Source organism: Streptococcus oralis (genome assembly GCF_001578705.1).
Taxonomy (GTDB): domain Bacteria; phylum Bacillota; class Bacilli; order Lactobacillales; family Streptococcaceae; genus Streptococcus; species Streptococcus oralis_J.
In genome coordinates this window covers 1,029,265-1,052,321 of the sequence record NZ_KQ969037.1, presented here as the reverse complement: position 1 = coordinate 1,052,321, position 23,057 = coordinate 1,029,265, and the positions used below count along the sequence as shown (strand labels likewise).

27 protein-coding genes are annotated in these 23,057 nt (G+C 41.4%); 19 read left to right on the top strand and 8 right to left on the bottom strand.

Going from position 1 to position 23,057, the window contains the following annotated elements:
- Positions 1–53 precede the first annotated feature (53 nt).
- Both SORDD05_RS05295 and SORDD05_RS05290 read right to left on the bottom strand, forming a co-directional pair.
- On the bottom strand, positions 54–425 hold the full coding sequence (locus tag SORDD05_RS05295; RefSeq protein WP_061417532.1) for a DUF956 family protein: 372 nt from the start codon (positions 423–425) through the stop codon (positions 54–56).
- 2 nt (positions 426–427) lie between these two features.
- Positions 428–1,792 carry an aspartate kinase gene (locus SORDD05_RS05290; RefSeq protein ID WP_061417530.1) on the bottom strand — a complete coding sequence of 455 codons (1,365 nt, stop codon included), beginning with the start codon at positions 1,790–1,792 and terminating at the stop codon, positions 428–430.
- 207 nt (positions 1,793–1,999) lie between these two features.
- Between SORDD05_RS05290 and SORDD05_RS05285 the strand changes: the two genes are divergently transcribed.
- The 15 genes from SORDD05_RS05285 (at position 2,000) to SORDD05_RS05215 (ending at position 13,648) form a co-directional block, all read left to right on the top strand.
- A complete protein-coding gene (locus SORDD05_RS05285; RefSeq protein WP_061417528.1) occupies positions 2,000–2,785 on the top strand; it encodes an enoyl-CoA hydratase in 786 nt (261 codons plus the stop codon).
- A gap of 90 nt (positions 2,786–2,875) precedes the next feature.
- Positions 2,876–3,310, top strand: coding sequence for a fatty acid biosynthesis transcriptional regulator FabT (locus SORDD05_RS05280; RefSeq protein WP_000386342.1), 435 nt, complete (start codon positions 2,876–2,878; stop codon positions 3,308–3,310).
- Positions 3,310–4,284, top strand: a complete 975-nt coding sequence (locus SORDD05_RS05275; protein ID WP_061417526.1) for a beta-ketoacyl-ACP synthase III — start codon at positions 3,310–3,312, stop codon at positions 4,282–4,284. The genes SORDD05_RS05280 and SORDD05_RS05275 overlap by 1 nt, the downstream gene beginning before the upstream one ends.
- 57 nt (positions 4,285–4,341) lie before the next feature.
- A complete protein-coding gene (locus SORDD05_RS05270; protein ID WP_000257840.1) occupies positions 4,342–4,566 on the top strand; it encodes an acyl carrier protein in 225 nt (74 codons plus the stop codon).
- A 117-nt stretch (positions 4,567–4,683) separates the two neighbouring features.
- A complete protein-coding gene (fabK, locus tag SORDD05_RS05265; protein WP_000857452.1) occupies positions 4,684–5,658 on the top strand; it encodes an enoyl-[acyl-carrier-protein] reductase FabK in 975 nt (324 codons plus the stop codon).
- Positions 5,651–6,571, top strand: a complete 921-nt coding sequence (gene fabD, locus SORDD05_RS05260) for an ACP S-malonyltransferase (protein ID WP_061417524.1) — start codon at positions 5,651–5,653, stop codon at positions 6,569–6,571. The genes fabK and fabD overlap by 8 nt, the downstream gene beginning before the upstream one ends.
- Before the next feature lie 44 nt (positions 6,572–6,615).
- Complete coding sequence (gene fabG / locus SORDD05_RS05255) at positions 6,616–7,347, top strand: 3-oxoacyl-[acyl-carrier-protein] reductase (protein ID WP_061417522.1); 732 nt, start codon at positions 6,616–6,618, stop codon at positions 7,345–7,347.
- A gap of 28 nt (positions 7,348–7,375) precedes the next feature.
- Complete coding sequence (fabF, locus tag SORDD05_RS05250) at positions 7,376–8,611, top strand: beta-ketoacyl-ACP synthase II (protein ID WP_061417520.1); 1,236 nt, start codon at positions 7,376–7,378, stop codon at positions 8,609–8,611.
- A gap of 2 nt (positions 8,612–8,613) precedes the next feature.
- Entirely contained in the window at positions 8,614–9,102 is a 489-nt protein-coding gene (accB, locus tag SORDD05_RS05245) for an acetyl-CoA carboxylase biotin carboxyl carrier protein (protein ID WP_061417517.1), read from the top strand.
- Positions 9,099–9,521 carry a 3-hydroxyacyl-ACP dehydratase FabZ gene (gene fabZ / locus SORDD05_RS05240; protein ID WP_000565515.1) on the top strand — a complete coding sequence of 141 codons (423 nt, stop codon included), beginning with the start codon at positions 9,099–9,101 and terminating at the stop codon, positions 9,519–9,521. Before accB ends, fabZ begins: the two co-directional genes overlap by 4 nt.
- 11 nt (positions 9,522–9,532) lie before the next feature.
- Positions 9,533–10,900 carry an acetyl-CoA carboxylase biotin carboxylase subunit gene (gene accC, locus SORDD05_RS05235; protein WP_000488663.1) on the top strand — a complete coding sequence of 456 codons (1,368 nt, stop codon included), beginning with the start codon at positions 9,533–9,535 and terminating at the stop codon, positions 10,898–10,900.
- Between the two features lie 35 nt (positions 10,901–10,935).
- On the top strand, positions 10,936–11,802 hold the full coding sequence (gene accD, locus SORDD05_RS05230; protein ID WP_061417514.1) for an acetyl-CoA carboxylase, carboxyltransferase subunit beta: 867 nt from the start codon (positions 10,936–10,938) through the stop codon (positions 11,800–11,802).
- Entirely contained in the window at positions 11,799–12,566 is a 768-nt protein-coding gene (locus tag SORDD05_RS05225; RefSeq protein ID WP_061417512.1) for an acetyl-CoA carboxylase carboxyl transferase subunit alpha, read from the top strand. Before accD ends, SORDD05_RS05225 begins: the two co-directional genes overlap by 4 nt.
- 155 nt (positions 12,567–12,721) lie before the next feature.
- A complete protein-coding gene (gene briC / locus SORDD05_RS10045) occupies positions 12,722–12,907 on the top strand; it encodes a biofilm-regulating peptide BriC (RefSeq protein WP_061417510.1) in 186 nt (61 codons plus the stop codon).
- 18 nt (positions 12,908–12,925) lie between these two features.
- Positions 12,926–13,648: a CPBP family intramembrane glutamic endopeptidase gene (locus SORDD05_RS05215; RefSeq protein ID WP_061417507.1), complete on the top strand. Its 723-nt coding sequence runs from the start codon at positions 12,926–12,928 to the stop codon at positions 13,646–13,648.
- Positions 13,649–13,697: 49 nt separating this feature from the next.
- Here SORDD05_RS05215 and nusB read toward each other — a convergent pair whose 3' ends face one another.
- From nusB to gatC, 6 genes are all read right to left on the bottom strand, one after another.
- Positions 13,698–14,120 (bottom strand): transcription antitermination factor NusB, encoded by a 423-nt coding sequence (nusB, locus tag SORDD05_RS05210; protein WP_061417505.1) that lies wholly within the window; start codon positions 14,118–14,120, stop codon positions 13,698–13,700.
- The gene (locus SORDD05_RS05205; RefSeq protein ID WP_000510583.1) at positions 14,113–14,502 is read right to left on the bottom strand and encodes an Asp23/Gls24 family envelope stress response protein; all 390 of its coding nucleotides are present in this window, start codon (positions 14,500–14,502) and stop codon (positions 14,113–14,115) included. The genes nusB and SORDD05_RS05205 overlap by 8 nt, the downstream gene beginning before the upstream one ends.
- A gap of 21 nt (positions 14,503–14,523) precedes the next feature.
- Positions 14,524–15,084 (bottom strand): elongation factor P, encoded by a 561-nt coding sequence (efp, locus tag SORDD05_RS05200; RefSeq protein ID WP_000568642.1) that lies wholly within the window; start codon positions 15,082–15,084, stop codon positions 14,524–14,526.
- Between the two features lie 127 nt (positions 15,085–15,211).
- Entirely contained in the window at positions 15,212–16,654 is a 1,443-nt protein-coding gene (gene gatB, locus SORDD05_RS05195) for an Asp-tRNA(Asn)/Glu-tRNA(Gln) amidotransferase subunit GatB (RefSeq protein ID WP_061417504.1), read from the bottom strand.
- Entirely contained in the window at positions 16,654–18,120 is a 1,467-nt protein-coding gene (gene gatA, locus SORDD05_RS05190; RefSeq protein WP_061417501.1) for an Asp-tRNA(Asn)/Glu-tRNA(Gln) amidotransferase subunit GatA, read from the bottom strand. The genes gatB and gatA overlap by 1 nt, the downstream gene beginning before the upstream one ends.
- Entirely contained in the window at positions 18,120–18,422 is a 303-nt protein-coding gene (gatC, locus tag SORDD05_RS05185; protein ID WP_061417499.1) for an Asp-tRNA(Asn)/Glu-tRNA(Gln) amidotransferase subunit GatC, read from the bottom strand. The genes gatA and gatC overlap by 1 nt, the downstream gene beginning before the upstream one ends.
- 166 nt (positions 18,423–18,588) lie before the next feature.
- Here gatC and SORDD05_RS05180 point away from each other — a divergent pair, with 166 nt between their 5' ends.
- The 4 genes from SORDD05_RS05180 (at position 18,589) to SORDD05_RS05165 (ending at position 22,643) form a co-directional block, all read left to right on the top strand.
- Positions 18,589–19,281 carry a YwaF family protein gene (locus tag SORDD05_RS05180; protein ID WP_061417497.1) on the top strand — a complete coding sequence of 231 codons (693 nt, stop codon included), beginning with the start codon at positions 18,589–18,591 and terminating at the stop codon, positions 19,279–19,281.
- A 146-nt stretch (positions 19,282–19,427) separates the two neighbouring features.
- Positions 19,428–20,972, top strand: coding sequence for a peptide chain release factor 3 (locus SORDD05_RS05175; protein WP_061417495.1), 1,545 nt, complete (start codon positions 19,428–19,430; stop codon positions 20,970–20,972).
- A 15-nt stretch (positions 20,973–20,987) separates the two neighbouring features.
- Positions 20,988–22,154: a YecA family protein gene (locus tag SORDD05_RS05170; RefSeq protein WP_061417493.1), complete on the top strand. Its 1,167-nt coding sequence runs from the start codon at positions 20,988–20,990 to the stop codon at positions 22,152–22,154.
- A gap of 165 nt (positions 22,155–22,319) precedes the next feature.
- Positions 22,320–22,643: a HEPN family nuclease gene (locus SORDD05_RS05165; protein ID WP_155718840.1), complete on the top strand. Its 324-nt coding sequence runs from the start codon at positions 22,320–22,322 to the stop codon at positions 22,641–22,643.
- Positions 22,644–23,057: the final 414 nt, after the last annotated feature.

The following is a 23,057-nucleotide window of genomic DNA, read 5'->3' as shown; positions in this document are numbered from 1 at the left end:
TCTGAAAGAAGAGGATAACTTACTTATCCGTTGCTATGATTATACTAAAGTTTCTACTTTTTTGCAAATAGATTTTTAAATTTTTGTCCAATGGTCTGGAGTAGAGTCGGAAGTTTCACAACCTTTTCGTTTCCTAATTTTTCCCGAGCGATTTTGAGGATAGCCCCAGAGTCTTTTGAGGCAAAGAGGAATTTACCTTGATCGGTGAAGACTTCAAAGTGGCGGCTGATCTTGCGGCCGCTTACGTTGGCTCCGACTTGCTGAATGCTGGACCAGGGGATCTGGATATATTGTTCAACATTGACATCGGGATAAAACTCTAAGGCTTGATCCCCGACTAGAAATTTTCCAACTTTTCCAGAGATAGAGAGGTAAGATGTTCCAGTGGTTTGGAGGTCAATGACTTTATTGAGAGATTGGGCCATGGTTAGTCTTCCTTACTTTCATCGAAAAAGGCGTGGTAGAGAGCCTTGATAGCTGCTTTTTCTTGATCTTTATTGACAACAAACATGATGGAAACTTCGCTTGAACCTTGGGACATCATCTGGATGTTGATTTTATTCTCAGACAAAGCACGTGTTGCAGTAGCAGTTACCCCGATATGACTCTTCATCTTTTCTCCGACAATCATAATGATGGAAAGGTCGTGTTCGATTTCAGCATGGTCCACTTCTGCTTTTTGAACCAACTGACGAAGGATTTCTTCTTCCTTGATAGGAGTTAGTTCGCGAGAACGGAGGATGATTGAAAGATCATCGATACCTGTTGGCATGTGTTCCCATCCGATGTTAAGATCTTCGAGGATTTGCAGAACCTTGCGTCCAAATCCAACTTCACGGTTCATGAGGTATTTCGACATGTTGATGCTGACAAAGCCAGAATCACCAGCGATTCCAACGACTGGGAATTTATCACTGCTATGCTTTAGAACGATACGAGTACCCGGATGGTCAGGGTTATTGGTATTTTTGATAACGAGAGGAATTTTCCCACGGTAGGCAGGGAGCAGAGCTTCATCGTGAAGAACTGAGAAACCTGCATAAGCCAATTCCCGCATTTCACGGTAGGTCAATTCAGGGATAGAATGAGGCTGGTGAATGATACCTGGATGGGCAGCAAAGATACCGTCTACGTCCGTAAAGTTTTCATAGAGATCAGCCTTAACACCTGCAGCGATGATGGAACCAGTTATGTCGGATCCACCACGGGAGAAGGTACAGATTTGATTTTCCTTAGTGACCCCAAAGAAACCAGGAATAACAAGGACTTCGTTGCTGTCAGCCAAGCCTTCAATCTTGTCATAGCTAGATGGGATGATGCGTGCGTTTCCTGGTTCACTTGTGACAACGATTCCAGCCTCTCTTGGGTGAACATAGCGTGCATCAATGCCGTTTTGGTTAAAGTAGGCTGCAATAAGTTTGGCGTTGTTGTTTTCTCCAGCCGCTAGGAAGGTGTCATAGAGAAAGTCATTGGCGTCTATAGGAAGAGTTGCCAAGGCGCGAATGCTTTTAGAGATTTTTTCTAAAACAGCAGGTTTTAGCCCTAGTTCACTAACCATGGCGGCATAACGGTCAATGATCCAGCTTTGGCTAGCACTGATGTCATTTCCAGCTACATAGTCACGATAGTATTTGATCAAAGCATCGGTCACCTTGGTATCATCAGCATTGCGTTTGCCGGGTGCAGAAACGACTACAAAACGGCGTTCTTTATCACTTTTAACGATGTTTAAAACTTTTTCTAACTGACTAGCAGAGGCAAGCGAGCTTCCGCCAAATTTAACAACCTTCATAAGGACTCCTCAAGTAAGTATTTTATACGATTATAGCAGAAAGAGGGGCATTTTTCAATGAAGAAAATACTAAGGTCTTTAGGATAAAGTGAGCGTTTTGATCAGCTGAGACACTTTCCTTTAGTTTTTTCTTGCCTCTTTATCTAAAAAAAGGTATACTTTGATGATGAAATAATTCTATTGTCTTATAAAAGAAAAGGAGAAGCTATGAATCATATCTTATATCAGATCCTAGATGATCTGGCTATCATTACTTTGAATCGTCCCGAAGTGGCAAATGGTTTCCATATCCCAATGTGTGAGGAGATTTTAGAAGCTTTGACCCTAGCAGAGCAGGAACAAGCTGTTCAATTCATCTTGATTAATGCTAATGGGAAGGTCTTTTCAGTTGGGGGAGATCTGGTTGAGATGAAGCGTGCAGTGGATGAGGATGATATCCCTTCTTTGAATAAGATTGCAGAATTAGTCAATACAATCTCCTATAAAATTAAGCAGATCCCTAAACCTGTTTTGATGGAGGTAGATGGAGCAGTTGCTGGTGCTGCAGCCAATATGGCAGTGGCAGTCGATTTTTGTTTGGCGACTGATAAGGCAAAATTCATCCAAGCCTTTGTTGGAGTTGGATTGGCGCCGGACGCTGGTGGAATCCATCTCTTGAGTCGTAGTATCGGGGTAACACGGGCTGCACAACTTGCCATGACAGGAGAAGCTTTGACTGCGGAAAAAGCACTGGAATGGGGTGTGGTATACCGTGTCTGCGAAGCTGATAAATTAGAAAAAACTAGAGAACAAGTTCTGAAGAAATTAAGACGAGGCTCAGCAAACTCATACGCAGCCATTAAGAAGCTAGTTTGGGAAAGCCAATTTAAGGATTGGCAAAATTATGCTGAATTGGAATTGAAACTGCAAGAATCTTTGTCTTTGACTGAAGATTTTAAAGAGGGAGTTCGAGCTCATTCTGAAAGAAGACGACCAAAATTTTCAGGAAAATAAAAAAATACTTGCACAATTCTTTGAAGTTTGATATACTTTTCGTGTCAAATGTTTTGAATGCAAAAGTTTTTTTGAGAAGGAGGGAATACTTTGGACTACCAACAAGTGAATGAGTATTTAACATCTATTTTTAATAATGTCCTTGTGATTGAGGAGGTTAGCTTACGAGGTAGTCGTTTCAAAGACATCTCCATCAAAGAAATGCACACGATTGATGTGATTGGCAAGTTCCCAGAGGCGACACCAAGTAAGGTTTCTAAAGAACTGATGGTCACTCTTGGAACTGTTACGACCAGCTTGAATAATCTAGAAAGAAAAGGTTATGTTGAGCGCATTCGTTCTGATCAGGATCGTCGTGTGGTCTACTTGCATTTGACAAAGAAAGGTCGTTTGGTTCACCGCCTTCATAAACGTTTCCACAAGGCCATGGTCGAAAAAATTATCGATGGTATGAGCTCTGAAGAGATAGAAGTGATGGGTAGGGGCTTAACTAACCTTTATCAATTTTTGGAGGATTTGAAATAATGGCTTTTGCAAAAATAAGCCAGGTTGCTCATTATGTTCCAGAGCAAGTGGTCACTAATCAGGACTTGGCTCAAATTATGGATACAAGCGATGAGTGGATTTCAAGTCGGACAGGAATTAAACAGAGACATATCTCAAAAACAGAGTCTACAAGTGACTTGGCGACAGAAGTTGCTAAGAGTTTGCTGGCTAAAGGGAGCTTAACAGCGGATCAGATTGATTTTATCATTGTAGCGACGATTACTCCTGATTCGATGATGCCTTCTACGGCAGCTCGGGTTCAGGCAAATATCGGAGCGCATAGAGCTTTCGCCTTTGATTTGACAGCAGCTTGCAGTGGCTTTGTATTCGCTCTCTCAACTGCAGAAAAGTTTTTAAGTTCTGGACAGTTCAAAAAAGGGATTGTTATCGGGGCTGAGACCTTATCCAAGGCAGTTGATTGGTCAGATCGTTCGACAGCTGTTCTCTTTGGAGATGGTGCAGGTGGGGTTCTCTTGGAAACGAGCGAAACACGGCACTTCCTTGTGGAAAGTCTCTATACGGATGGCTCTCGGAGCGAGTGTTTGACCTATGGCCAAACGGCTTTGGCTTCTCCTTTCTCAGATCAAGAGGCAGTTCCTGCTTTTTTGAAAATGGATGGACGAGCAGTTTTTGATTTTGCAAATCGTGATGTTGCTAGATCGATCAAAGAGACTATTGAAAATAGTCCAATCGCAGCATCGGAATTGGATTATCTCTTGCTTCATCAGGCAAATATCCGCATTTTGGATAAGATGGCTAAGAAAATCGGTGTAGACCGAGACAAGCTTCCTGCCAATATGATGGAGTATGGAAATACCAGTGCTGCAAGCATCCCGATTTTGCTCTCAGAGTGTGTGGAGAATGGCAAGATTCGTTTAGATGGTAGCCAGACTATTCTCCTATCAGGCTTCGGCGGAGGTTTGACATGGGGCACACTCATTCTCACAATCTAGGTAATCATGTGGTAAACACATAGTTATAAATTTTTTATATTTTAAAGGAGTCCTATCATGGCAGTATTTGAAAAAGTACAAGAAATTATCGTTGAAGAACTTGGAAAAGACGCATCAGAAGTAACACTTGAATCTACTTTTGATGATTTGGATGCAGATTCATTGGACTTGTTCCAAGTAATCTCTGAAATCGAAGATGCTTTCGATATCCAAATCGAAGCAGAAGATAACTTGAAAACAGTTGGTGACTTGGTTGCCTACGTTGAAGAGCAAACAAAATAATTAACATATTACTAGAAGGAGTAGGGGAGACCCGCTCCCTCTTGTTTAGGTAATAGTTTGAGACTCAAATGATAAACTCATCGAACTATTACGTAAGCAAGGAATGATGGAGGCACTATGAAAACACGTATTACAGAATTATTGAACATTGATTATCCTATTTTTCAAGGAGGAATGGCCTGGGTTGCTGATGGTGACTTGGCTGGTGCGGTATCAAAAGCTGGTGGTCTAGGGATCATCGGTGGTGGAAATGCACCTAAAGAGGTCGTAAAGGCTAATATCGATAAAATCAAATCACTTACAGACAAACCTTTTGGTGTCAACATCATGCTCTTGTCACCTTTTGTAGAAGACATCGTTGATCTCGTGATTGAAGAAGGGGTCAAGGTGGTGACAACTGGTGCAGGAAATCCAAGTAAATATATGACTCGTTTCCATGATGCAGGAATTACTGTTATTCCTGTTGTTCCAAGTGTTGCTTTGGCAAAACGTATGGAAAAAATTGGTGCAGATGCAGTTATTGCAGAGGGAATGGAAGCCGGTGGACATATTGGTAAATTAACAACTATGACCTTGGTTCGTCAGGTTGCTGCGGCTGTTTCAATTCCAGTTATCGCAGCTGGAGGAATTGCGGACGGTGAGGGTGTCGCTGCAGGCTTTATGCTTGGTGCAGAGGCCGTTCAGGTTGGTACACGTTTTGTAGTAGCTAAGGAATCTAACGCCCATCCAAAATATAAAGAAAAAATCTTAAAGGCGCGTGATATCGATACGACTATTTCAGCTCAACACTTTGGTCATGCTGTTCGTGCCATTAAAAACCAGTTGACACGTGACTTTGAGCAGGCTGAAAAAGATGCCTTTAAACAAGAAAACCCAGATTTAGAAATCTTTGAACAAATGGGAGCTGGTGCTCTTGCTAAAGCCGTTGTTCATGGAGATGTAGAAGGTGGATCTGTAATGGCAGGTCAGATTGCTGGTTTGGTTTCTAAAGAGGAAACTGTCGAAGAAATCCTAAAAGATCTATACTATGGTGCAGCCAAGAAAATTCAAGAAGAAGCCTCTCGTTGGGCAGGAGTTGTAAGAAATGACTAAAACAGCCTTTCTATTTGCGGGTCAAGGTGCTCAGTATCTAGGAATGGGACGTGATCTCTATGATCGTTATCCTATCGTCAAGGAAACAATTGACCAAGCCAGTCAGGTTTTGGGTTATGACCTTCGTGACTTGATTGATAAGGACGAAACTAAGTTAAACCAGACTCGCTATACGCAACCAGCTATTTTAGCGACTTCGGTTGCTATTTACCGACTATTGAAAGAAAAGGGCTACGAGCCGGATATGGTAGCAGGATTGTCTCTTGGGGAATATTCTGCTCTTGTAGCAAGTGGTGCCTTGGACTTTGAGGATGCAGTTGCCTTGGTTGCTAAGCGTGGTGCTTATATGGAAGAAGCTGCACCTGCAGGCTCTGGAAAGATGGTTGCCGTCCTAAATACTCCAGTAGAAGTGATTGAGGAAGCTTGTGAGGCAGCCTCTAAAGTTGGAGTAGTGACCCCAGCCAACTACAACACCCCAAGCCAAATCGTTATCGGTGGTGAGGTGGCTGCAGTTGACCGCGCAGTTGAACTCTTGCAGGAAGCAGGAGCAAAACGATTGATTCCTTTAAATGTATCTGGTCCTTTCCATACAGCCCTTCTTGAGCAAGCCAGTCAGCAACTAGCTGGAGCTCTGGAGGGAGTGAGTTTCTCTGATTTTACTTGCCCACTAGTCGGCAATACGGAAGCTGCTATTATGGAAAAAGATCGAATCCAAGAGCTCTTGACGCGTCAGGTGAAAGAACCTGTTCGTTTTTATGAAAGTATTGCTGTGATGCAGGATGCTGGTGTGACCAATTTTATTGAAATTGGTCCAGGGAAAGTCCTGTCGGGATTTGTCAAAAAGATTGATAAATCAGCTAAGCTAGCTAACGTTGAAGACCAAGCAAGCTTGGATGCTTTGTTAGGAAACTAATGATCCCTTCTCCCACAAAATACAAGAGGAAACAGGAGAAAAGAATGCAACTAAAAAATAAAAATATCTTTATTACAGGTTCGAGTCGTGGAATTGGTCTTGCCATTGCTCACAAATTTGCCCAACTAGGTGCTAATGTAGTCTTGAATAGCCGCGGAGCAATCTCAGAAGAATTGCTGGCTGAGTTTTCAAACTACGGTGTCAAAGTAGTACCGATATCAGGTGATGTTTCAGACTTTGTAGATGCCAAGCGTATGATAGATCAAGCGATTGCAGAACTCGGTTCTGTCGATGTCTTGGTCAACAATGCTGGGATCACTCAAGATACGCTTATGCTCAAGATGACCGAAGAAGACTTTGAAAAAGTGCTTAAGATCAACTTGACAGGTGCTTTCAACATGACGCAAGCAGTTTTGAAACAGATGATCAAGGCACGTGAAGGTGCGATCATCAATATGTCGAGTGTGGTCGGTTTGATGGGAAATATCGGACAAGCCAATTATGCAGCTTCTAAAGCAGGTTTGATTGGTTTTACCAAGTCAGTAGCACGTGAAGTTGCCAATCGCAATGTACGTGTAAATGCTCTTGCACCAGGGATGATCGAGTCTGATATGACTGCTGTTTTGTCTGATAAGGTCAAGGAAGCGACATTGGCCCAAATCCCAATGAAACATTTTGGTCAAGCAGAACATATTGCAGATGCTACAGTGTTCCTGGCTGGACAGGATTATTTGACTGGACAAGTTCTCGCTGTTGATGGCGGACTTAGCATGTAAAAAATAAGGAAAGATATAGGTAAGACAGATGAAACAAAATCGAGTTGTAGTAACAGGTTACGGATTGACCTCTCCTATCGGAAATACTCCAGAAGAATTTTGGAACAGTTTGCAAACTGGGAAGATTGGAATTGGAGAAATCACTAAATTTGACCACAGCGAATTTGCTGTGCACAATGCGGCAGAAGTTCAAGATTTCCCATTTGATAAATACTTTGTCAAAAAAGATACCAACCGTTTTGATAACTATTCTTTGTATGCCTTGTATGCGGCTCAAGAAGCGGTGACAAATGCAAATCTTGATGTAGAAGCAATCGATAAAGATCGCTTTGGTGTCATCGTTGCTTCTGGTATTGGGGGAATTAAAGAAATCGAAGATCAGGTTATCCGTCTTCATGAAAAAGGTCCAAAACGCGTTAAACCAATGACACTTCCAAAAGCCTTGCCAAATATGGCTTCAGGTAATGTTGCCATGCGCTTCGGAGCAAACGGTATCTGTAAATCAATCAATACAGCCTGTGCCTCATCAAATGATGCCATTGGAGATGCCTTCCGCTCAATCAAGTTTGGTTTCCAAGATGTCATGTTAGTTGGTGGATCAGAAGCTTCTATCACTCCATTTGCCATCGCTGGTTTCCAAGCTTTGACTGCCCTATCAACTACAGAGGATCCAACTCGTGCGTCTATTCCATTTGATAAAGACCGTAATGGTTTTGTGATGGGAGAAGGTTCTGGTATGTTGGTGCTTGAAAGCCTTGAACATGCTGAAAAACGTGGTGCAACTATCTTGGCTGAAGTAGTTGGTTATGGAAATACCTGTGATGCTTACCATATGACTTCACCTCATCCAGAAGGTCAAGGTGCCATCAAGGCAATTAAATTGGCTTTGGAAGAAGCAGAAATTTCTCCAGAGCAAGTGGCTTACGTCAATGCTCACGGTACTTCAACTCCTGCTAATGAAAAAGGAGAAAGTGGTGCGATCGTAGCTGTCCTTGGTAAAGAAGTACCTGTATCTTCAACCAAGTCCTTTACAGGACACTTGCTTGGAGCTGCGGGAGCGGTAGAAGCAATCGCTACAATTGAAGCCATGCGTCATAACTTCGTGCCAAAAACAGCTGGAACAAGTGAATTGTCAGACTATATCGAAGCGAATGTCGTTTATGGACAAGGCTTGGAGCAAGAAATCCCTTATGCTATTTCAAATACTTTTGGTTTTGGTGGACACAATGCGGTTCTTGCTTTCAAACGTTGGGAGAATAAATAACTATGAATTTAAATGAGATCAAGGACTTGATGGCTCAATTTGACCAATCAAGTTTGAGAGAATTTTCTTATAAAAACGGAGCGGACGAATTGCAGTTCAGTAAGAATGAAGCAAGAATGGCTTCTGAAGCACCAACTCAAGTTGTTCCAGTGCCAGCTGCAGTAGCGGCAAGTCCAGTAGTTTCTACCCCTTCAACTCCAGTAGAGAGTGCAGTGGAAGAAGCTCCAGTACCAGCTGAAACGACGGTTGCTCCGGAGGGTGATGTTGTTGAGAGCCCACTTGTAGGGGTGGCTTACTTGGCTGCTGGACCAGATAAACCTGCCTTCGTCACAGTTGGAGACAGTGTTAAAAAAGGCCAGACTTTGGTGATCATCGAAGCCATGAAGGTCATGAATGAGATTCCTGCACCTAAGGATGGTGTGGTGACAGAAATTCTCGTTTCAAATGAAGAAATGGTTGAGTTCGGTAAAGGATTGGTACGTATCAAATGATCGATATTCAAGGAATCAAAGAAGCTCTACCCCATCGCTACCCTATGCTCCTAGTGGACCGTGTCTTGGAAGTGAGCGAGGATACCATTGTTGCCATTAAAAATGTGACTATCAACGAACCTTTCTTCAATGGTCATTTTCCTCAATACCCAGTCATGCCAGGTGTTCTTATCATGGAGGCCTTGGCTCAGACTGCTGGTGTCTTGGAATTGTCCAAACCTGAAAATAAAGGGAAACTGGTCTTCTATGCTGGCATGGATAAGGTTAAGTTCAAGAAGCAAGTTGTACCAGGTGACCAATTAGTTATGACGGCTACTTTTGTCAAACGTCGTGGTACGATCGCTGTGGTTGAAGCAAAGGCTGAAGTAGATGGTAAGCTTGCAGCGAGTGGTACTCTTACCTTTGCAATTGGAAACTAAGGAGGTTCTCCATGTTTCGTAAAATTTTGATTGCCAACCGTGGTGAGATTGCGGTTCGCATTATTCGAGCTGCGCGTGAATTGGGCATTGCGACCGTAGCAGTTTATTCAACTGCTGATAAGGAAGCTCTTCACACACTTCTAGCGGATGAAGCTATCTGTATCGGACCTGGTAAGGCGACAGAGTCTTATCTCAATATCAATGCTATTTTATCTGCTGCAGTCTTGACAGAAGCAGAAGCCATCCACCCAGGTTTTGGTTTTCTTAGCGAAAATTCCAAGTTTGCCACGATGTGTGATGAAGTGGGGATTAAGTTTATCGGTCCTTCTGGGGCTGTAATGGATACCATGGGGGATAAGATCAATGCGCGTGAGCAAATGATCAAGGCTGGGGTTCCAGTTATCCCAGGATCTGATGGTGAAGTTCACACAGCTGAAGAGGCACTTGCAGTTGCAGAAAAAATTGGCTACCCAGTCATGCTTAAGGCATCGGCAGGTGGTGGTGGAAAAGGGATTCGTAAGGTTGAAAAGGCGGAAGACTTGGTCGCAGCCTTTGAGACAGCATCTAGTGAAGCCAAGGCCAACTTTGGAAATGGCGCTATGTATCTTGAGCGTGTGATTTATCCAGCTCGTCATATCGAAGTTCAGATTCTTGCAGATCAAGAGGGTCATGTTGTCCATCTTGGTGAACGGGACTGTTCACTCCAACGGAATAACCAAAAAGTCTTAGAAGAAAGCCCATCCATTGCGATTGGCAAAACCCTTCGTCATGAAATTGGTGCTGCAGCCGTTCGTGCAGCAGAGTCTGTTGGCTATGAAAATGCAGGGACGATTGAATTTCTTCTCGATGAAGCGAGTGGCAATTTCTACTTCATGGAAATGAATACTCGTGTGCAAGTTGAACACCCAGTCACAGAGTTTGTTTCAGGTGTTGATATCGTGAAAGAGCAGATTCGCATTGCTGCAGGGCAACCTTTACCTTTCAAACAAGAAGATATTGTCCTACGAGGTCATGCTATCGAATGTCGGATCAATGCGGAAAATCCAGCATTTAACTTTGCTCCAAGCCCAGGGAAAATTACCAATCTCTATCTACCAAGTGGTGGAGTTGGCTTGCGCGTGGACTCAGCAGTTTATCCAGGTTATACCATTCCCCCTTACTATGATAGTATGATTGCTAAAATCATTGTTCATGGGGAGAATCGTTTTGATGCTCTTATGAAGATGCAACGGGCACTTTATGAACTTGATATAGAAGGTGTGCAAACCAATGCAGACTTCCAGTTGGATCTGATTTCAGACCGCCGAGTTATCGCTGGTGACTACGATACTTCCTTCTTGATGGAAACTTTCTTGCCAAAATACCAAGAAAAAGAATAGACTTTCAAACAGTATGAGAACTAAAAGGGGGAGTTATGGCTCTATTTAGTAAAAAGGATAAGTATATTCGGATCAATCCTAACCGTTCCGTAAGGCAGAAACCACAAGCCAAGCCTGAGGTTCCTGATGAACTCTTTTCCAAGTGTCCTGGATGTAAACATATCATCTACCAAAAGGATCTTGGGAGTGAACGAATTTGTCCCCATTGTAGCTATACTTTCCGTATTTCAGCTCAGGAACGCTTGGATTTGACGATTGATTCTGGTAGCTTTGTGGAGATGTTTACAGGTATTGAAACTCAAGATCCATTAAACTTTCCTGGCTACCAGAAAAAACTTGCAACAATGCGTGAAAAGACAGGTTTGGATGAAGCAGTACTAACTGGTACAGCTAGTATCAAGGGACAAAAAGTTGCCCTTGGGATCATGGATTCAAACTTTATCATGGCTTCTATGGGAACCGTTGTGGGTGAAAAAATCACGCGCTTGTTTGAGTATGCGACGGTAGAAAACTTGCCAGTCGTTCTCTTCACAGCTTCTGGTGGAGCCCGTATGCAAGAAGGAATCATGAGCTTGATGCAGATGGCTAAAATTTCTGCAGCAGTTCAACGTCATTCCAAGGCAGGACTTTTTTACCTAACTATTTTAACCGATCCGACAACAGGTGGGGTGACTGCTTCTTTTGCTATGGAAGGTGATATTATCCTAGCGGAGCCACAGACTTTGGTTGGTTTTGCTGGGCGTCGTGTTATCGAAAATACAGTTCGTGAGACCTTGCCGGATGACTTCCAAAAGGCAGAATTTCTGCTTGAACATGGATTTGTTGATGTAATTGTTAAACGGAGAGAATTGCCTGAAACAATTGCTAAATTAGTGAGATTGCATGGAGGAAGTCGCGGATGAATATTGCAAAAATAGTCAGAGAGGCACGCGAGCAGAGTCGCTTGACAGCCCTTGATTTTGCCAATGGAATTTTTGACGAGTTTATCGAATTGCATGGAGATCGCTCTTTCCGCGATGATGGTGCGGTTATCGGTGGAATTGGCTGGTTAGGCGAACAGGCAGTAACTGTCGTTGGTATCCAAAAGGGAAAAAGTCTTCATGACAACCTCAAACGAAATTTTGGGCAACCTCATCCAGAAGGCTATCGCAAGGCTCTTCGCCTGATGAAACAGGCAGAAAAGTTTGGTCGTCCAGTTGTGACCTTTATCAATACGGCGGGTGCTTACCCAGGTGTTGGAGCAGAGGAACGTGGACAAGGTGAAGCAATCGCCCGAAACCTGATGGAAATGAGTGACCTCAAGGTTCCAATCATCGCGATTATTATCGGTGAAGGTGGATCTGGCGGGGCCCTAGCTCTAGCAGTAGCTAACCGTGTCTGGATGTTAGAAAACTCAATCTACGCAGTACTTAGCCCTGAAGGATTTGCCTCTATCCTTTGGAAGGATGGAAGTCGTGCTATGGAAGCAGCGGAATTGATGAAAATCACTTCACATGAACTCCTAGAAATGGGAATCGTAGACAAGGTAATCTCAGAGGCAGGGTTGTCAAGTAAAGAACTGCTAGGTTGCGTTAAAAATGAATTGCGTGCAGAACTAGATAGGTTGAAAGAACTACCACTCGACCAACTTATCGAAGAACGTTACCAACGCTTTAGAAAATACTAAGAATGACTAAATGAGACTAGAAAGGTCTCATTTTTTTATAGAAAATGCCATTCAGGTTGAAAAATTGATAGTTGAGGAGAAGACTAATAAAATAGATAAAAAAGAAGTATACTGTAGATGTGAGCCTACAACAATATTTTAAGAAGGTACTTGCAATGACAGGTACAGAAACATTTACAGTTCTTTCGTCAGAAGACTTAGACCAAGTTTCAGATGGTCTTGCTGTTTGGGAAGATGGTTATGGTAGGCGGTTATATTATAGAGAATTTTCTTCCTATATGGGGCAAGAGGCACTTAATTCTTATAGAGATGCTTGGAAGTACGGCTTCCGAGCAGGATAACCTTTCAAAAAAAGTACGATGAGAAACACAAAGAAACTAAGACAATTTGGAATATTTTTGCTTATTATTTTACTATCTACCTATTTACCACAAACAATTGGATTGTATGTGGCAATCATTTTAGGGTTAGGTGCTGATGTCTATTCCCTTATTTTAACAATAGGATTAGTAGGAAGTTTCCTTTTATTAATTTGGTGGTTAAAAAAGCAAAAGATGCTCTTTATCTTTGAGAAAAAGAGCTGGAACTGGTCAACTATCTTTTACTTGTTTGCATGTTATGTGGTTCATCAGATTCTCGGTAATTTTTGGACACGCTATGCTCATTTGATTAATGCTAGGAATATTCATGATGAGTATTTTACCGTGGTTCTTTCAAATGGACAACCAACTTTTTTATCTACAGTTCTTAGTTTTATCTTAACAGTCGTTATTGGTCCTCTTTTGGAAGAGACGTTTGATCGTGGGTATTTTATGAATACCTTCTTTCCTAAGTCAAAGTACTATTTAGATGTCATCTTATCAGGGCTTATCTTTGGACTCAGTCATTTGATACTATCTCATCAGGACCCAATTAGTTTATTATATTATAGTCTGATTGGTCTCTTTTTTGCCCTTGTTTATCGTTCTACCGACAATCTGAGATTAACGATTCTCTGCCATAGTTTTTTTAACTTTCTCAATCATGCAAAACCTATCTGGATTTTTGTTTATAATTATATCTATTACCACTTTTTTAGATAGTGGAAGGCAAAGAAAAAAGTGTTTGATAATTGTCAAACACTTTTTTTGTTTACTGTTCTTCGGTTACAAACTGGCTGAGCAGTCCATTGATAAAACGGGCAGACTTTTGATCTGAGAAGTTCTTTGCAAGCTCGATAGCTTCATTAACAGCAACTAGCTGAGGGGTGTCAAATGAAGTGATTTCAAAAACTCCCAAGCGAAGGAGATTTCTCTCCACGAGTGTTAAACGCTCGATGGTCCAACCTGCTTTTAGATGTTGTGTGATTTGCTTGTCTAGTTCTTCCTTTTTAGTTTGAACACCAGAAACGAGCTCTGTCAAAAAGGCTGGGAGTTGCACATCCGTATCTTCACGATCGTGTGTGTAGGCGAAACGACAAGCAGTTTCGACGTCTGTATCAAACTCAAGACTCATAAGAGCTTGAAAGGCACACTTACGGAGCTCACGTCTAGATTCTAATAGTGGACTAGTCATTGAGGAAGTCCTCATCAAACAAGTCTTTCAAGTCTGGTTTTGGTGTTTTATCTGGAACAATACCTGCAACGTGGATATTGATAGCAGCGAGTTCTACATCAGCCATATTGCGGACTGCATCTTTGACAGCTTTTTGGATAGCAACAGCTACCTTAGGAACTTTTACTCCGTACTCAAGGTAGAGGTAGATATCTGCTGTGAGTTCTTCGTCCACGTTTTTAAGATAAACGCCGCGGCCGAGCGAAAGTTTTGAAAGGGTGTCAGATACTGATTTGTTTGAAAAAGAGTGTACACCCTCTACTTTTGCTGTAGCAATAGCAATGATTTTTTCAAGTACACGTGGGGCGATAACGATTTCGCCAAGTTGTTCTTCAATTCCCATAGAATGACCTCTTTCTAGAGATTAGGCACGAGAAACGTAAGTTCCTTCTGCAGTGTTGATAACGAGTTTTTGTCCTGCTTCGATGAAGTCTGGAACGTTTACGACAAGTCCAGTTTCCATCGTTGCTGGTTTACCAGAACCTGTAACAGTAGCACCTTTGATAGATGGTTGAGTTTCTGCAACTGTCAATTCAACAGTAGTAGGAACGGTAACACCAATCACTTCAGTTCCGTAGAATTGGATCTTCACTTCTGAGTTTTCAAGGATGTAAAGCAATTCGTTTTCAACATTGACTACAGGGATTTCGTATTGGTCGTAAGTTTCTGTATTCATGAAGTATGCTGTGTCATCCATTTTGTACAAGTATTGAGCTGGGACAGTCTCGATGATGGCTTGTTCAAATTTTTCCTCTGGACGGTAGCTTGTGTCAAATGTAGAACCAGTACGGACATCACGCAATTTCATACGCATGATCGTGTTCCCTTTACCTGGTTTGTGGTGGCTAGCTTCCAAAACGCGGATCAATTTTCCGTCAGCTGTTTCAAAGGTCATACCAGCTTTTAATTTACTTGCTTCAATCATGTTTTTACCTCTTTAATAAATATTATTACTCTTCATTTTACCATAAAATACTCTGGAAATAAAGCCAAAATAGTTATTGGGAGTTGGTAGAGAAGAAAAAACCAACCTTAGGGCTGGTTTTTTCTGTCTAGTTTTCTTTCAACTTCGCCAATTCCTGCGCAAGCAGTTTAAGGGCAACTTGTGGGTTGGCTTGGCCTTTGGTTGCCTTCATAAGGAAGCCTGTGAAGGCCTTGTCTGCGTTGCGTTTGCCTGACTTGAAGTCGGCAACGGCTGCTTCATTATCTGCGAAGACTTGGTGGATGATTGGAATCAAGATATCTGGATCTGAGATTTGAACCATTCCGGCTTTTTCCACGTATTCACGCGCTCCACCGCCATTTTTAGCCAGATGAACAAAGACTTTCTTGGCAATCTTAGATGAGATAGTGCCGTCTTCGATGATGGCAATCATTTCAACCAAGTTTTCTGGTGTCAACTCGATTTGTTCCAGAGTTTTGCCTTCAGCGTTCAAGAATTGAGCGACTTCGCCTTGGAGCCAGTTTGAGACTTGCTTAGCATCGCCACCGAGGGCAACAGCTTTCTCAAAGAAGTCAGAAGTGACTTTGTTTGCTGTCAACTGGCTAGCATCGTAGTCTGACAAGCCAAGGTCAGCAACGTAGCGCGCACGGCGTTCTTTTGGAAACTCTGGCAATTCTGTACGCATTTCCTCAATCCACTCATCAGAGATTTCAAAGAGGGGTAGGTCTGGTTCTGGGAAGTAGCGGTAGTCAGCAGCTCCTTCCTTGACACGCATGAGGATGGTTGCCTTGTTGGCTTCATCGTAACGGCGAGTTTCTTGGCGGATTTGACCACCTGAGCGAAGGATTTCAGCTTGACGTTGGACTTCGTATTCAAGACCCTTGCGAACGTTGGAGAAGGAGTTGAGGTTTTTCAACTCAGTCTTGGTACCGAATTTTTCTTGACCATAAGGACGAAGGGAGATGTTGGCATCCACGCGCATAGAACCTTCTTCCATCTTAACGTCAGAAATACCAGCGTACTGGATGACTTCCTTGAGGGCAGTTAAATAAGCGTAGGCTTCCTCTGGCGAACGCATGTCAGCTTCAGATACAATCTCAATCAATGGCACCCCTTGACGGTTGAGGTCAACATAAGAGTAGCCATCTGTACCGTGGGTGTTTTTACCAGCGTCTTCTTCCAAGTGGGCGCGTTCGATACCGATTTTCTTGGTCGTACCGTCTTCTAGCTCCACTTCAATCCAGCCGTTGTAGCCGATTGGCTCATCAAACTGAGAAATTTGGTAGGCTTTGGGATTATCAGGATAGAAGTAGTTCTTGCGGTCAAAGTGCATGTGCTTGTGGATGTCCATGTTGAGGGCAAGAGCTGCCTTGATACCGGCATCGACAACACCCTTATTGAGAACTGGAAGTACTCCTGGGAAGGACCAGTCAATCACGTTGGTGTTGGCATTTTGGTCATTTCCAAAGTGGGCAGATGTAGGTGAGAAGATTTTTGAATTGGTGTTGAGCTCTACGTGGACTTCAAGTCCAATGACGGTTTCAAAGTTCATTAGTTATCACCTCCAAAAATCACGGGTTGTTGTTTGTGGTAGTCTGTTGTTGCTTCAAAAGCAGCAGCAGCTTGGTAAATGGTTTCTTCTGAGTATTTAGGACCGATCAATTGGAGACCGACAGGTAGACCTTGAGAGAATCCAGCAGGGATCGAAATCCCTGGGAGACCAGCTAAGTTGACAGGGATGGTCAAAAGGTCAGCCAAGTACATAGCAACGGGATCGTGGTTGAGTGAATCCAAGTCATAGGCAACGCTTGGTGCAGTTGGTCCCAAAATCAGGTCGTAATCCGCAAAGACTTTTTCGAAATCTTGGATGATGAGGGTACGAACTTGTCCAGCCTTCTTGTAGTAGGCATCATAGTAGCCTGATGAAAGGCTGAATGTTCCAAGCATGATACGGCGTTTCACCTCTTCACCGAAACCTTGGCTACGGCTGTTTACATAGATTTCATCAAGGTTGCTTGCATCTTCTGCGCGGTAGCCGTAACGGATACCGTCAAAACGTTGCAAGTTTGATGAGGCTTCTGATGAAGCGATGATATAGTAAACGGCAACACCGTATTTAGAATGAGGAAGGCTGACTTCTTCAATGATAGCACCAAGTTTTTCAAAGTGTTTGGCTGCGTTCAGAATGGTTTCTTTAACTTCTGGGTCAATCCCTTCACCGAGGTATTCTTTAGGCAGAGCGATTTTCATGCCCTCGATGTCTTGACCGATTTTTGAAGTAAAGTCAGCAATGCGAACAGGAGCAGAAGTAGAGTCTTTAGCATCTTCGCTGGCAATAGCGTTGAGCAAGAGGGCATTTTCCTTAACAGTTGGTGCAAAAGGTCCAATCTGGTCTAATGAGCTACCGAAGGCAATGAGACCGAAACGAGAAACCGTTCCGTAGGTTGGTTTGAGACCAACGATCCCGTTGAAGGCGGCAGGTTGGCGGATGGAACCACCAGTATCTGAACCAAGTGACAAGCGAACTTGTCCTGAAGCTACAGCTGCAGCAGAACCACTTGATGAACCACCAGGAACCTTGCTATGGTCCCAAGCGTTTTTAGTGGCACCGTAGTGAGAAGTCTCACCTGAACCACCCATGGCAAACTCGTCCATGTTGGTTTTTCCGACAACAATCATGCCCTTGGCTTTTGCATTGGCGACAGCTGTCGCATCAAAGATAGGCTCGTAGTTGTAGAGCATTTTTGAGGCTGCAGTTGTCAGGATACCGTCTGTGGAGATATTATCCTTAACAGCTAGCGGAATTCCCGAAAGGACATTATCCACGTCAATTCCAGCTTCATCAATAGCCTTAGCTTGAGCTAGAGCTTGCTCCTCAGCGATGGTAACAAAAGCGTTGATAGCTGTCTCGCGAGACTTGATATCTTCAAGCGTAGCTTGGGTCAATTCAGTTGCAGAAATTTCCTTAGAGACAAGGAGATTGTGCAAGTCTTCAATAGTTTTGTTATTAAAAGTCATTAGGCATCTCCCCCATCATCTAGGATAGCTGGTACCTTGATATAGTAGTTTTCTTTTTCAGGTACGTTTTTAAACAGGCGGTCACGGTCTGTTCCTTCTTCGGCCACATCAGGGCGGAGTACGGTCTTGCGGTCAGCCATGGTCGTAGTAGGTGCAATACCAGTTGTGTCGACTTCGCCCAGCAACTCAACCATGTCAACAATTTTAGACAAGGTTGTCGCAAAGGCGGCAGTTTCTTCTCCAGAGAATTTTAATTTTGAAAGATTGGCAACGTGTGTTACCTCTTCTTGCGTAATTTTCATCTTGCATCCTTTCGTGAAATGATGATTTTTAGTCTGTTCTATTTTACCATATTTTCCTATAAATAAGGGAGCCAAACTGAAAAGAAATAGAAATTGAAAAATCGTTTTTAATTCGCTATAATGGTTAAACTAGAAAAAAAGAAAAAATAAGAGTTAGGATAGAAACATGTTCTATCAATTTATCACCAGATCTCAGACGGTCCCTCCTCCCATTTCGCTTTTTTGGTATGGAGTTATGATGCTTGTCTTAGTGCTTTGTATTTATGGAGCACTTGCTTATCACAAAAATCCGAAATTTGTTCGCTTATTTAAGGGGATTCAGATCCTCCAGTTACTATCCCTATATATCTGGTATGTTGGTTTTGGGATTCCCTTTTCTAATAGCCTTCCATTTTATCATTGCCGTTTGGCCATGTTTGCGGTGGTTTTCTTGCCAGATAAATGGCGGAGCAAGCAGTATCTTGCCCTCTTAGGAGCAAGTGGAGCGGTTTTTGCCTTGGTTTACCCCGTTTTTGACCCCTATGATTTTCCGCACATTACCAGTTTCTCGTTTTTGATTGGGCACTATGCTCTTTTGGTGAACTCCTTGGTCTATTTGTTGAATCACTACGACAAGAGCCTGCTCAAGAAATATATGATTGTAGCCTATACCTTTATCCTCAATCTCTTTCTAGTTGGGGTTAATCAGGTGACTGGTGGAAATTATGGGCTCTTAAGAGATACACCATTTATCTCGAATGCACCTCTATGGATAAAGTACCTCCTTGTGTCGGTTATTCTTTCTCTTGCCTTGCTTCTCTTTGATATCTTGTTCAAGAAACGGTGGAAAAAGGGAAATCAGGTAAAATCTGTGTTCTAGCTTGACTTTTTCATCAGACGAGCAATTGAAAAACTCCCTGAAATTCGCTATAATAGGTAAGTTGAAAGGATTGGAATATTCCGATGTAAAAATATAAAATAAAATATAGCATTCACTATTATCCTGAAAGAAAAGAAAGAGAAGATATGACTTTACAAGAAGAAATTAAGAAACGCCGTACCTTTGCCATCATCTCCCACCCGGACGCGGGGAAAACAACCATCACTGAGCAGTTGCTCTACTTTGGGGGCGAGATTCGTGAGGCTGGTACTGTAAAAGGGAAGAAAACAGGGACTTTTGCCAAGTCTGACTGGATGGATATCGAAAAACAACGTGGGATTTCGGTCACTTCATCTGTGATGCAATTTGACTACGATGGCAAACGCGTAAACATCCTAGACACACCAGGGCACGAGGACTTCTCAGAAGATACCTATCGTACCTTGATGGCGGTGGATGCTGCGGTCATGGTCGTGGATTCTGCCAAGGGTATCGAAGCCCAAACCAAGAAATTGTTTGAGGTTGTCAAACACCGTGGGATTCCCGTCTTTACCTTTATGAACAAGCTGGACCGTGATGGTCGTGAGCCGCTGGACCTCTTGCAAGAACTAGAAGAAGTCCTAGGTATTGCGAGTTATCCGATGAACTGGCCAATCGGGATGGGGAAAGCCTTTGAAGGCTTGTACGACCTCTATAACCAACGCTTGGAACTCTATAAAGGGGATGAGCGTTTTGCCAGCCTAGAAGATGGTGACAAACTCTTTGCGAGCAACCCATTTTATGAACAAGTAAAAGAGGATATTGAGCTTTTGAATGAAGCAGGAAATGAATTCTCAGAAGAAGCCATTCTTGCAGGTGATTTGACTCCGGTATTCTTTGGATCAGCCCTCACTAACTTTGGTGTGCAGACCTTCCTTGAGACCTTCCTCAAGTTTGCTCCAGAACCTCATGGACACAAGAAAACAGACGGCGAAATTGTGGATCCTTATGACAAGGATTTCTCAGGATTTGTCTTTAAAATCCAAGCCAACATGGACCCTCGTCACCGTGATCGAATCGCCTTTGTCCGTATCGTTTCGGGTGAATTTGAACGTGGGATGAGTGTCAATCTGCCTCGAACTGGTAAGGGTGCCAAGCTGTCTAATGTTACTCAGTTTATGGCGGAAAGTCGTGAGAATGTGACCAATGCCGTGGCAGGAGATATCATCGGGGTTTACGATACAGGTACCTATCAGGTTGGAGACACTTTGACGGTTGGAAAAAACAAGTTTGAATTTGAACCACTGCCAACCTTTACTCCAGAGATTTTCATGAAGGTTTCGCCTAAGAACGTCATGAAACAAAAATCCTTCCACAAGGGCATGGAGCAGTTGGTACAAGAAGGGGCCGTCCAGCTTTATAAGAATTACCAAACAGGCGAGTATATGCTGGGTGCTGTCGGCCAACTCCAGTTTGAAGTCTTCAAGCACCGCATGGAAGGTGAGTACAATGCAGAAGTTGTCATGACTCCAATGGGGAAAAAGACGGTTCGTTGGATCAAGCCAGAGGACTTGGATGAACGGATGTCGTCAAGTCGCAATATCTTGGCCAAAGACCGCTTTGACCAACCAGTCTTCCTCTTTGAAAATGACTTTGCCCTTCGCTGGTTTGCAGACAAGTATCCGGATGTAGAGTTAGAGGAAAAGATGTGATCTTTGGAGAATTGAATGAGTAAAAAAAATATAGAGAGAAATACACCGTGTCCTTGTGGTTCAGGAGAAAAATATAAAAATTGTCATTTGAAGTTTAATAAAAAAGTTCAAGAGTACCCTAATAATGACTATTTAAACAACAATCTAATTATGATAAATAAGTACCAGACGCTTTATTCCAATGGTCTGGATATAGATGATGTGATTGAAAAGATAGGTAAGAATTACTTTGGTGAATTAAATATTACTGATTTAGTTAGATTTAGAGTATTTTTAGATTCAGCTATTCTATTATTTAATAGGGAAAAACTAGAGAAAGACTATTTTAAAAAAAATTTTATTTATGCTGACTTTTTTAACCATTTGAATAATAGCGAAAAAGATAAAATATTGCTTGATTTATATAAGAAATATTTCAATTTATATAAAGATGAACTAATGATTAATGAAGGAACGGTTCAATCGTTTGATAAATTTTATGTAAGCAGTAATAGAGAGAGTAAAAGTCCGTATGACCAATTAGCAATTTTAAGAAATGCTCTTGCTCATATGAACTACGGAAATTTTATAACTTTGGAAAATGGTTATTTTCTAGGGTATTTTATATATAACAATAAAAATGGTAAAGCTATTAATCATGGCTTTATTTTAGAACCAATTTTACACAGATTCATTCAGTCATATTTTTCTAATTACACTTCATACGGTGTCGTATATAAACATAGTTGGTTTAATTTTAATAGTACAAATAAGATATCTCCTGAGCAAGTTATTGATTTTAAAAAACAATCATTTATTTCAAGGATAGTAAGAAAATTATTAAATAAGAAAAACAAAACATTTGCTTTTTTTAATATTCTAACATACGACGGTAAAGGTGATGAAAAATTAAAATATGCTGGTGATAATCAGCATGCAATGAACATATTTACTCAAAAATTAAATAACTTGAACTTTATAGAATTAGAAAACTTTATAAAAAATAATAGGGAAATTTATAATCATGTAGTTACGGAAATTCCTGAAAATAGAATAGAGGTCGAGGTGTCTTTTTTAACAACATACTTAAATAAAAAAGAAATAACTTATAAAGAATTTTCTTCTGAAATAAAGTTTTTGTATGATTTTGAAACAGAGTTTTCTAATTTTTTAGTCCATTTAATGCAATTAAATGATAGATAGATTGATTATTGGTGTAATATTTTCTATATTGAAGATGTTTCCCCAGAGAAGACACAAAATCAAATTAAAGAAATAAATAAGAGTATTAGGGAGTTAAAAGAGGATGAAGATAAAATTGTTGGATTTAATTTTATGTTTCCAGTGTTGAGACTGTTGGATATTTCCTTGAGGTTAGAAGATGACGATTTGAAGAAAATTTCTCCTTTATCTGTTAATATTGACGGATTTACATATGAAGAAGACAATTTGCAGAAATATTATCAAAATAATTCTAGTACAATAAATAAAAGAAGTGAGACCAAGTATTATTATATTTTAGAGCGAATTAGAAATGCCATAGCTCATGGACATATTACAACATATCTTGATTCCAATAGCAATATTGTTTACAAGTTGGAAGATATTTGGAATAATAGGACTGAAAAAGTAGAGATTGATTATGACTCGATGATAAATTTTTTAGAACAGCCTATTTTTACAGAGCGGTAGCACCTAAAGTATAGATCATCAAGATTTTCTATAGTTACTTTTTGTAAAGTGTATATGAAGAGTGTTTTAAAATCAGAGGATTTATAGTTGATGCAAGAATGTGTTTAAAAGTACATTATAATTTGAGTGAATATTGACCATGTCAAGAGTTTAGTCTTGTGGACTTAATGAATAATGATTGAAATTGTTCTTACTATGTGGTTAAGTTAACTGAGAATAGTAGCTTTACAATTCTTATTTTGAATATTAGTAAGTTAAGACTAATTGCTTTTGATAAACTGGTGGAAATTAACTGATTTCTTTACTATTTAGTAATTAGATTCCGCTTCCTATTATAGAAACCGAAAAACTAGCTCAGGGAACTGCACCCATAAAATGAGACACAAGAAAACACTCCTGTTGAATTCTGGTAAA

What these genes read in the sequence shown, in the direction of transcription:
- SORDD05_RS05295 (WP_061417532.1), bottom strand. Translation starts at nt 425, where the DNA reads ATGGCCCAATCTCTCAATAAAGTCATTGACCTCCAAACCACTGGAACA.
- SORDD05_RS05290 (WP_061417530.1), bottom strand. Translation starts at nt 1,792, where the DNA reads ATGAAGGTTGTTAAATTTGGCGGAAGCTCGCTTGCCTCTGCTAGTCAG.
- SORDD05_RS05285 (WP_061417528.1), top strand. Translation starts at nt 2,000, where the DNA reads ATGAATCATATCTTATATCAGATCCTAGATGATCTGGCTATCATTACT.
- SORDD05_RS05275 (WP_061417526.1), top strand. Translation starts at nt 3,310, where the DNA reads ATGGCTTTTGCAAAAATAAGCCAGGTTGCTCATTATGTTCCAGAGCAA.
- SORDD05_RS05270 (WP_000257840.1), top strand. Translation starts at nt 4,342, where the DNA reads ATGGCAGTATTTGAAAAAGTACAAGAAATTATCGTTGAAGAACTTGGA.
- fabK (WP_000857452.1), top strand. Translation starts at nt 4,684, where the DNA reads ATGAAAACACGTATTACAGAATTATTGAACATTGATTATCCTATTTTT.
- fabD (WP_061417524.1), top strand. Translation starts at nt 5,651, where the DNA reads ATGACTAAAACAGCCTTTCTATTTGCGGGTCAAGGTGCTCAGTATCTA.
- fabG (WP_061417522.1), top strand. Translation starts at nt 6,616, where the DNA reads ATGCAACTAAAAAATAAAAATATCTTTATTACAGGTTCGAGTCGTGGA.
- fabF (WP_061417520.1), top strand. Translation starts at nt 7,376, where the DNA reads ATGAAACAAAATCGAGTTGTAGTAACAGGTTACGGATTGACCTCTCCT.
- accB (WP_061417517.1), top strand. Translation starts at nt 8,614, where the DNA reads ATGAATTTAAATGAGATCAAGGACTTGATGGCTCAATTTGACCAATCA.
- fabZ (WP_000565515.1), top strand. Translation starts at nt 9,099, where the DNA reads ATGATCGATATTCAAGGAATCAAAGAAGCTCTACCCCATCGCTACCCT.
- accC (WP_000488663.1), top strand. Translation starts at nt 9,533, where the DNA reads ATGTTTCGTAAAATTTTGATTGCCAACCGTGGTGAGATTGCGGTTCGC.
- accD (WP_061417514.1), top strand. Translation starts at nt 10,936, where the DNA reads ATGGCTCTATTTAGTAAAAAGGATAAGTATATTCGGATCAATCCTAAC.
- SORDD05_RS05225 (WP_061417512.1), top strand. Translation starts at nt 11,799, where the DNA reads ATGAATATTGCAAAAATAGTCAGAGAGGCACGCGAGCAGAGTCGCTTG.
- briC (WP_061417510.1), top strand. Translation starts at nt 12,722, where the DNA reads ATGACAGGTACAGAAACATTTACAGTTCTTTCGTCAGAAGACTTAGAC.
- SORDD05_RS05215 (WP_061417507.1), top strand. Translation starts at nt 12,926, where the DNA reads ATGAGAAACACAAAGAAACTAAGACAATTTGGAATATTTTTGCTTATT.
- nusB (WP_061417505.1), bottom strand. Translation starts at nt 14,120, where the DNA reads ATGACTAGTCCACTATTAGAATCTAGACGTGAGCTCCGTAAGTGTGCC.
- SORDD05_RS05205 (WP_000510583.1), bottom strand. Translation starts at nt 14,502, where the DNA reads ATGGGAATTGAAGAACAACTTGGCGAAATCGTTATCGCCCCACGTGTA.
- efp (WP_000568642.1), bottom strand. Translation starts at nt 15,084, where the DNA reads ATGATTGAAGCAAGTAAATTAAAAGCTGGTATGACCTTTGAAACAGCT.
- gatB (WP_061417504.1), bottom strand. Translation starts at nt 16,654, where the DNA reads ATGAACTTTGAAACCGTCATTGGACTTGAAGTCCACGTAGAGCTCAAC.
- gatA (WP_061417501.1), bottom strand. Translation starts at nt 18,120, where the DNA reads ATGACTTTTAATAACAAAACTATTGAAGACTTGCACAATCTCCTTGTC.
- gatC (WP_061417499.1), bottom strand. Translation starts at nt 18,422, where the DNA reads ATGAAAATTACGCAAGAAGAGGTAACACACGTTGCCAATCTTTCAAAA.
- SORDD05_RS05180 (WP_061417497.1), top strand. Translation starts at nt 18,589, where the DNA reads ATGTTCTATCAATTTATCACCAGATCTCAGACGGTCCCTCCTCCCATT.
- SORDD05_RS05175 (WP_061417495.1), top strand. Translation starts at nt 19,428, where the DNA reads ATGACTTTACAAGAAGAAATTAAGAAACGCCGTACCTTTGCCATCATC.
- SORDD05_RS05170 (WP_061417493.1), top strand. Translation starts at nt 20,988, where the DNA reads ATGAGTAAAAAAAATATAGAGAGAAATACACCGTGTCCTTGTGGTTCA.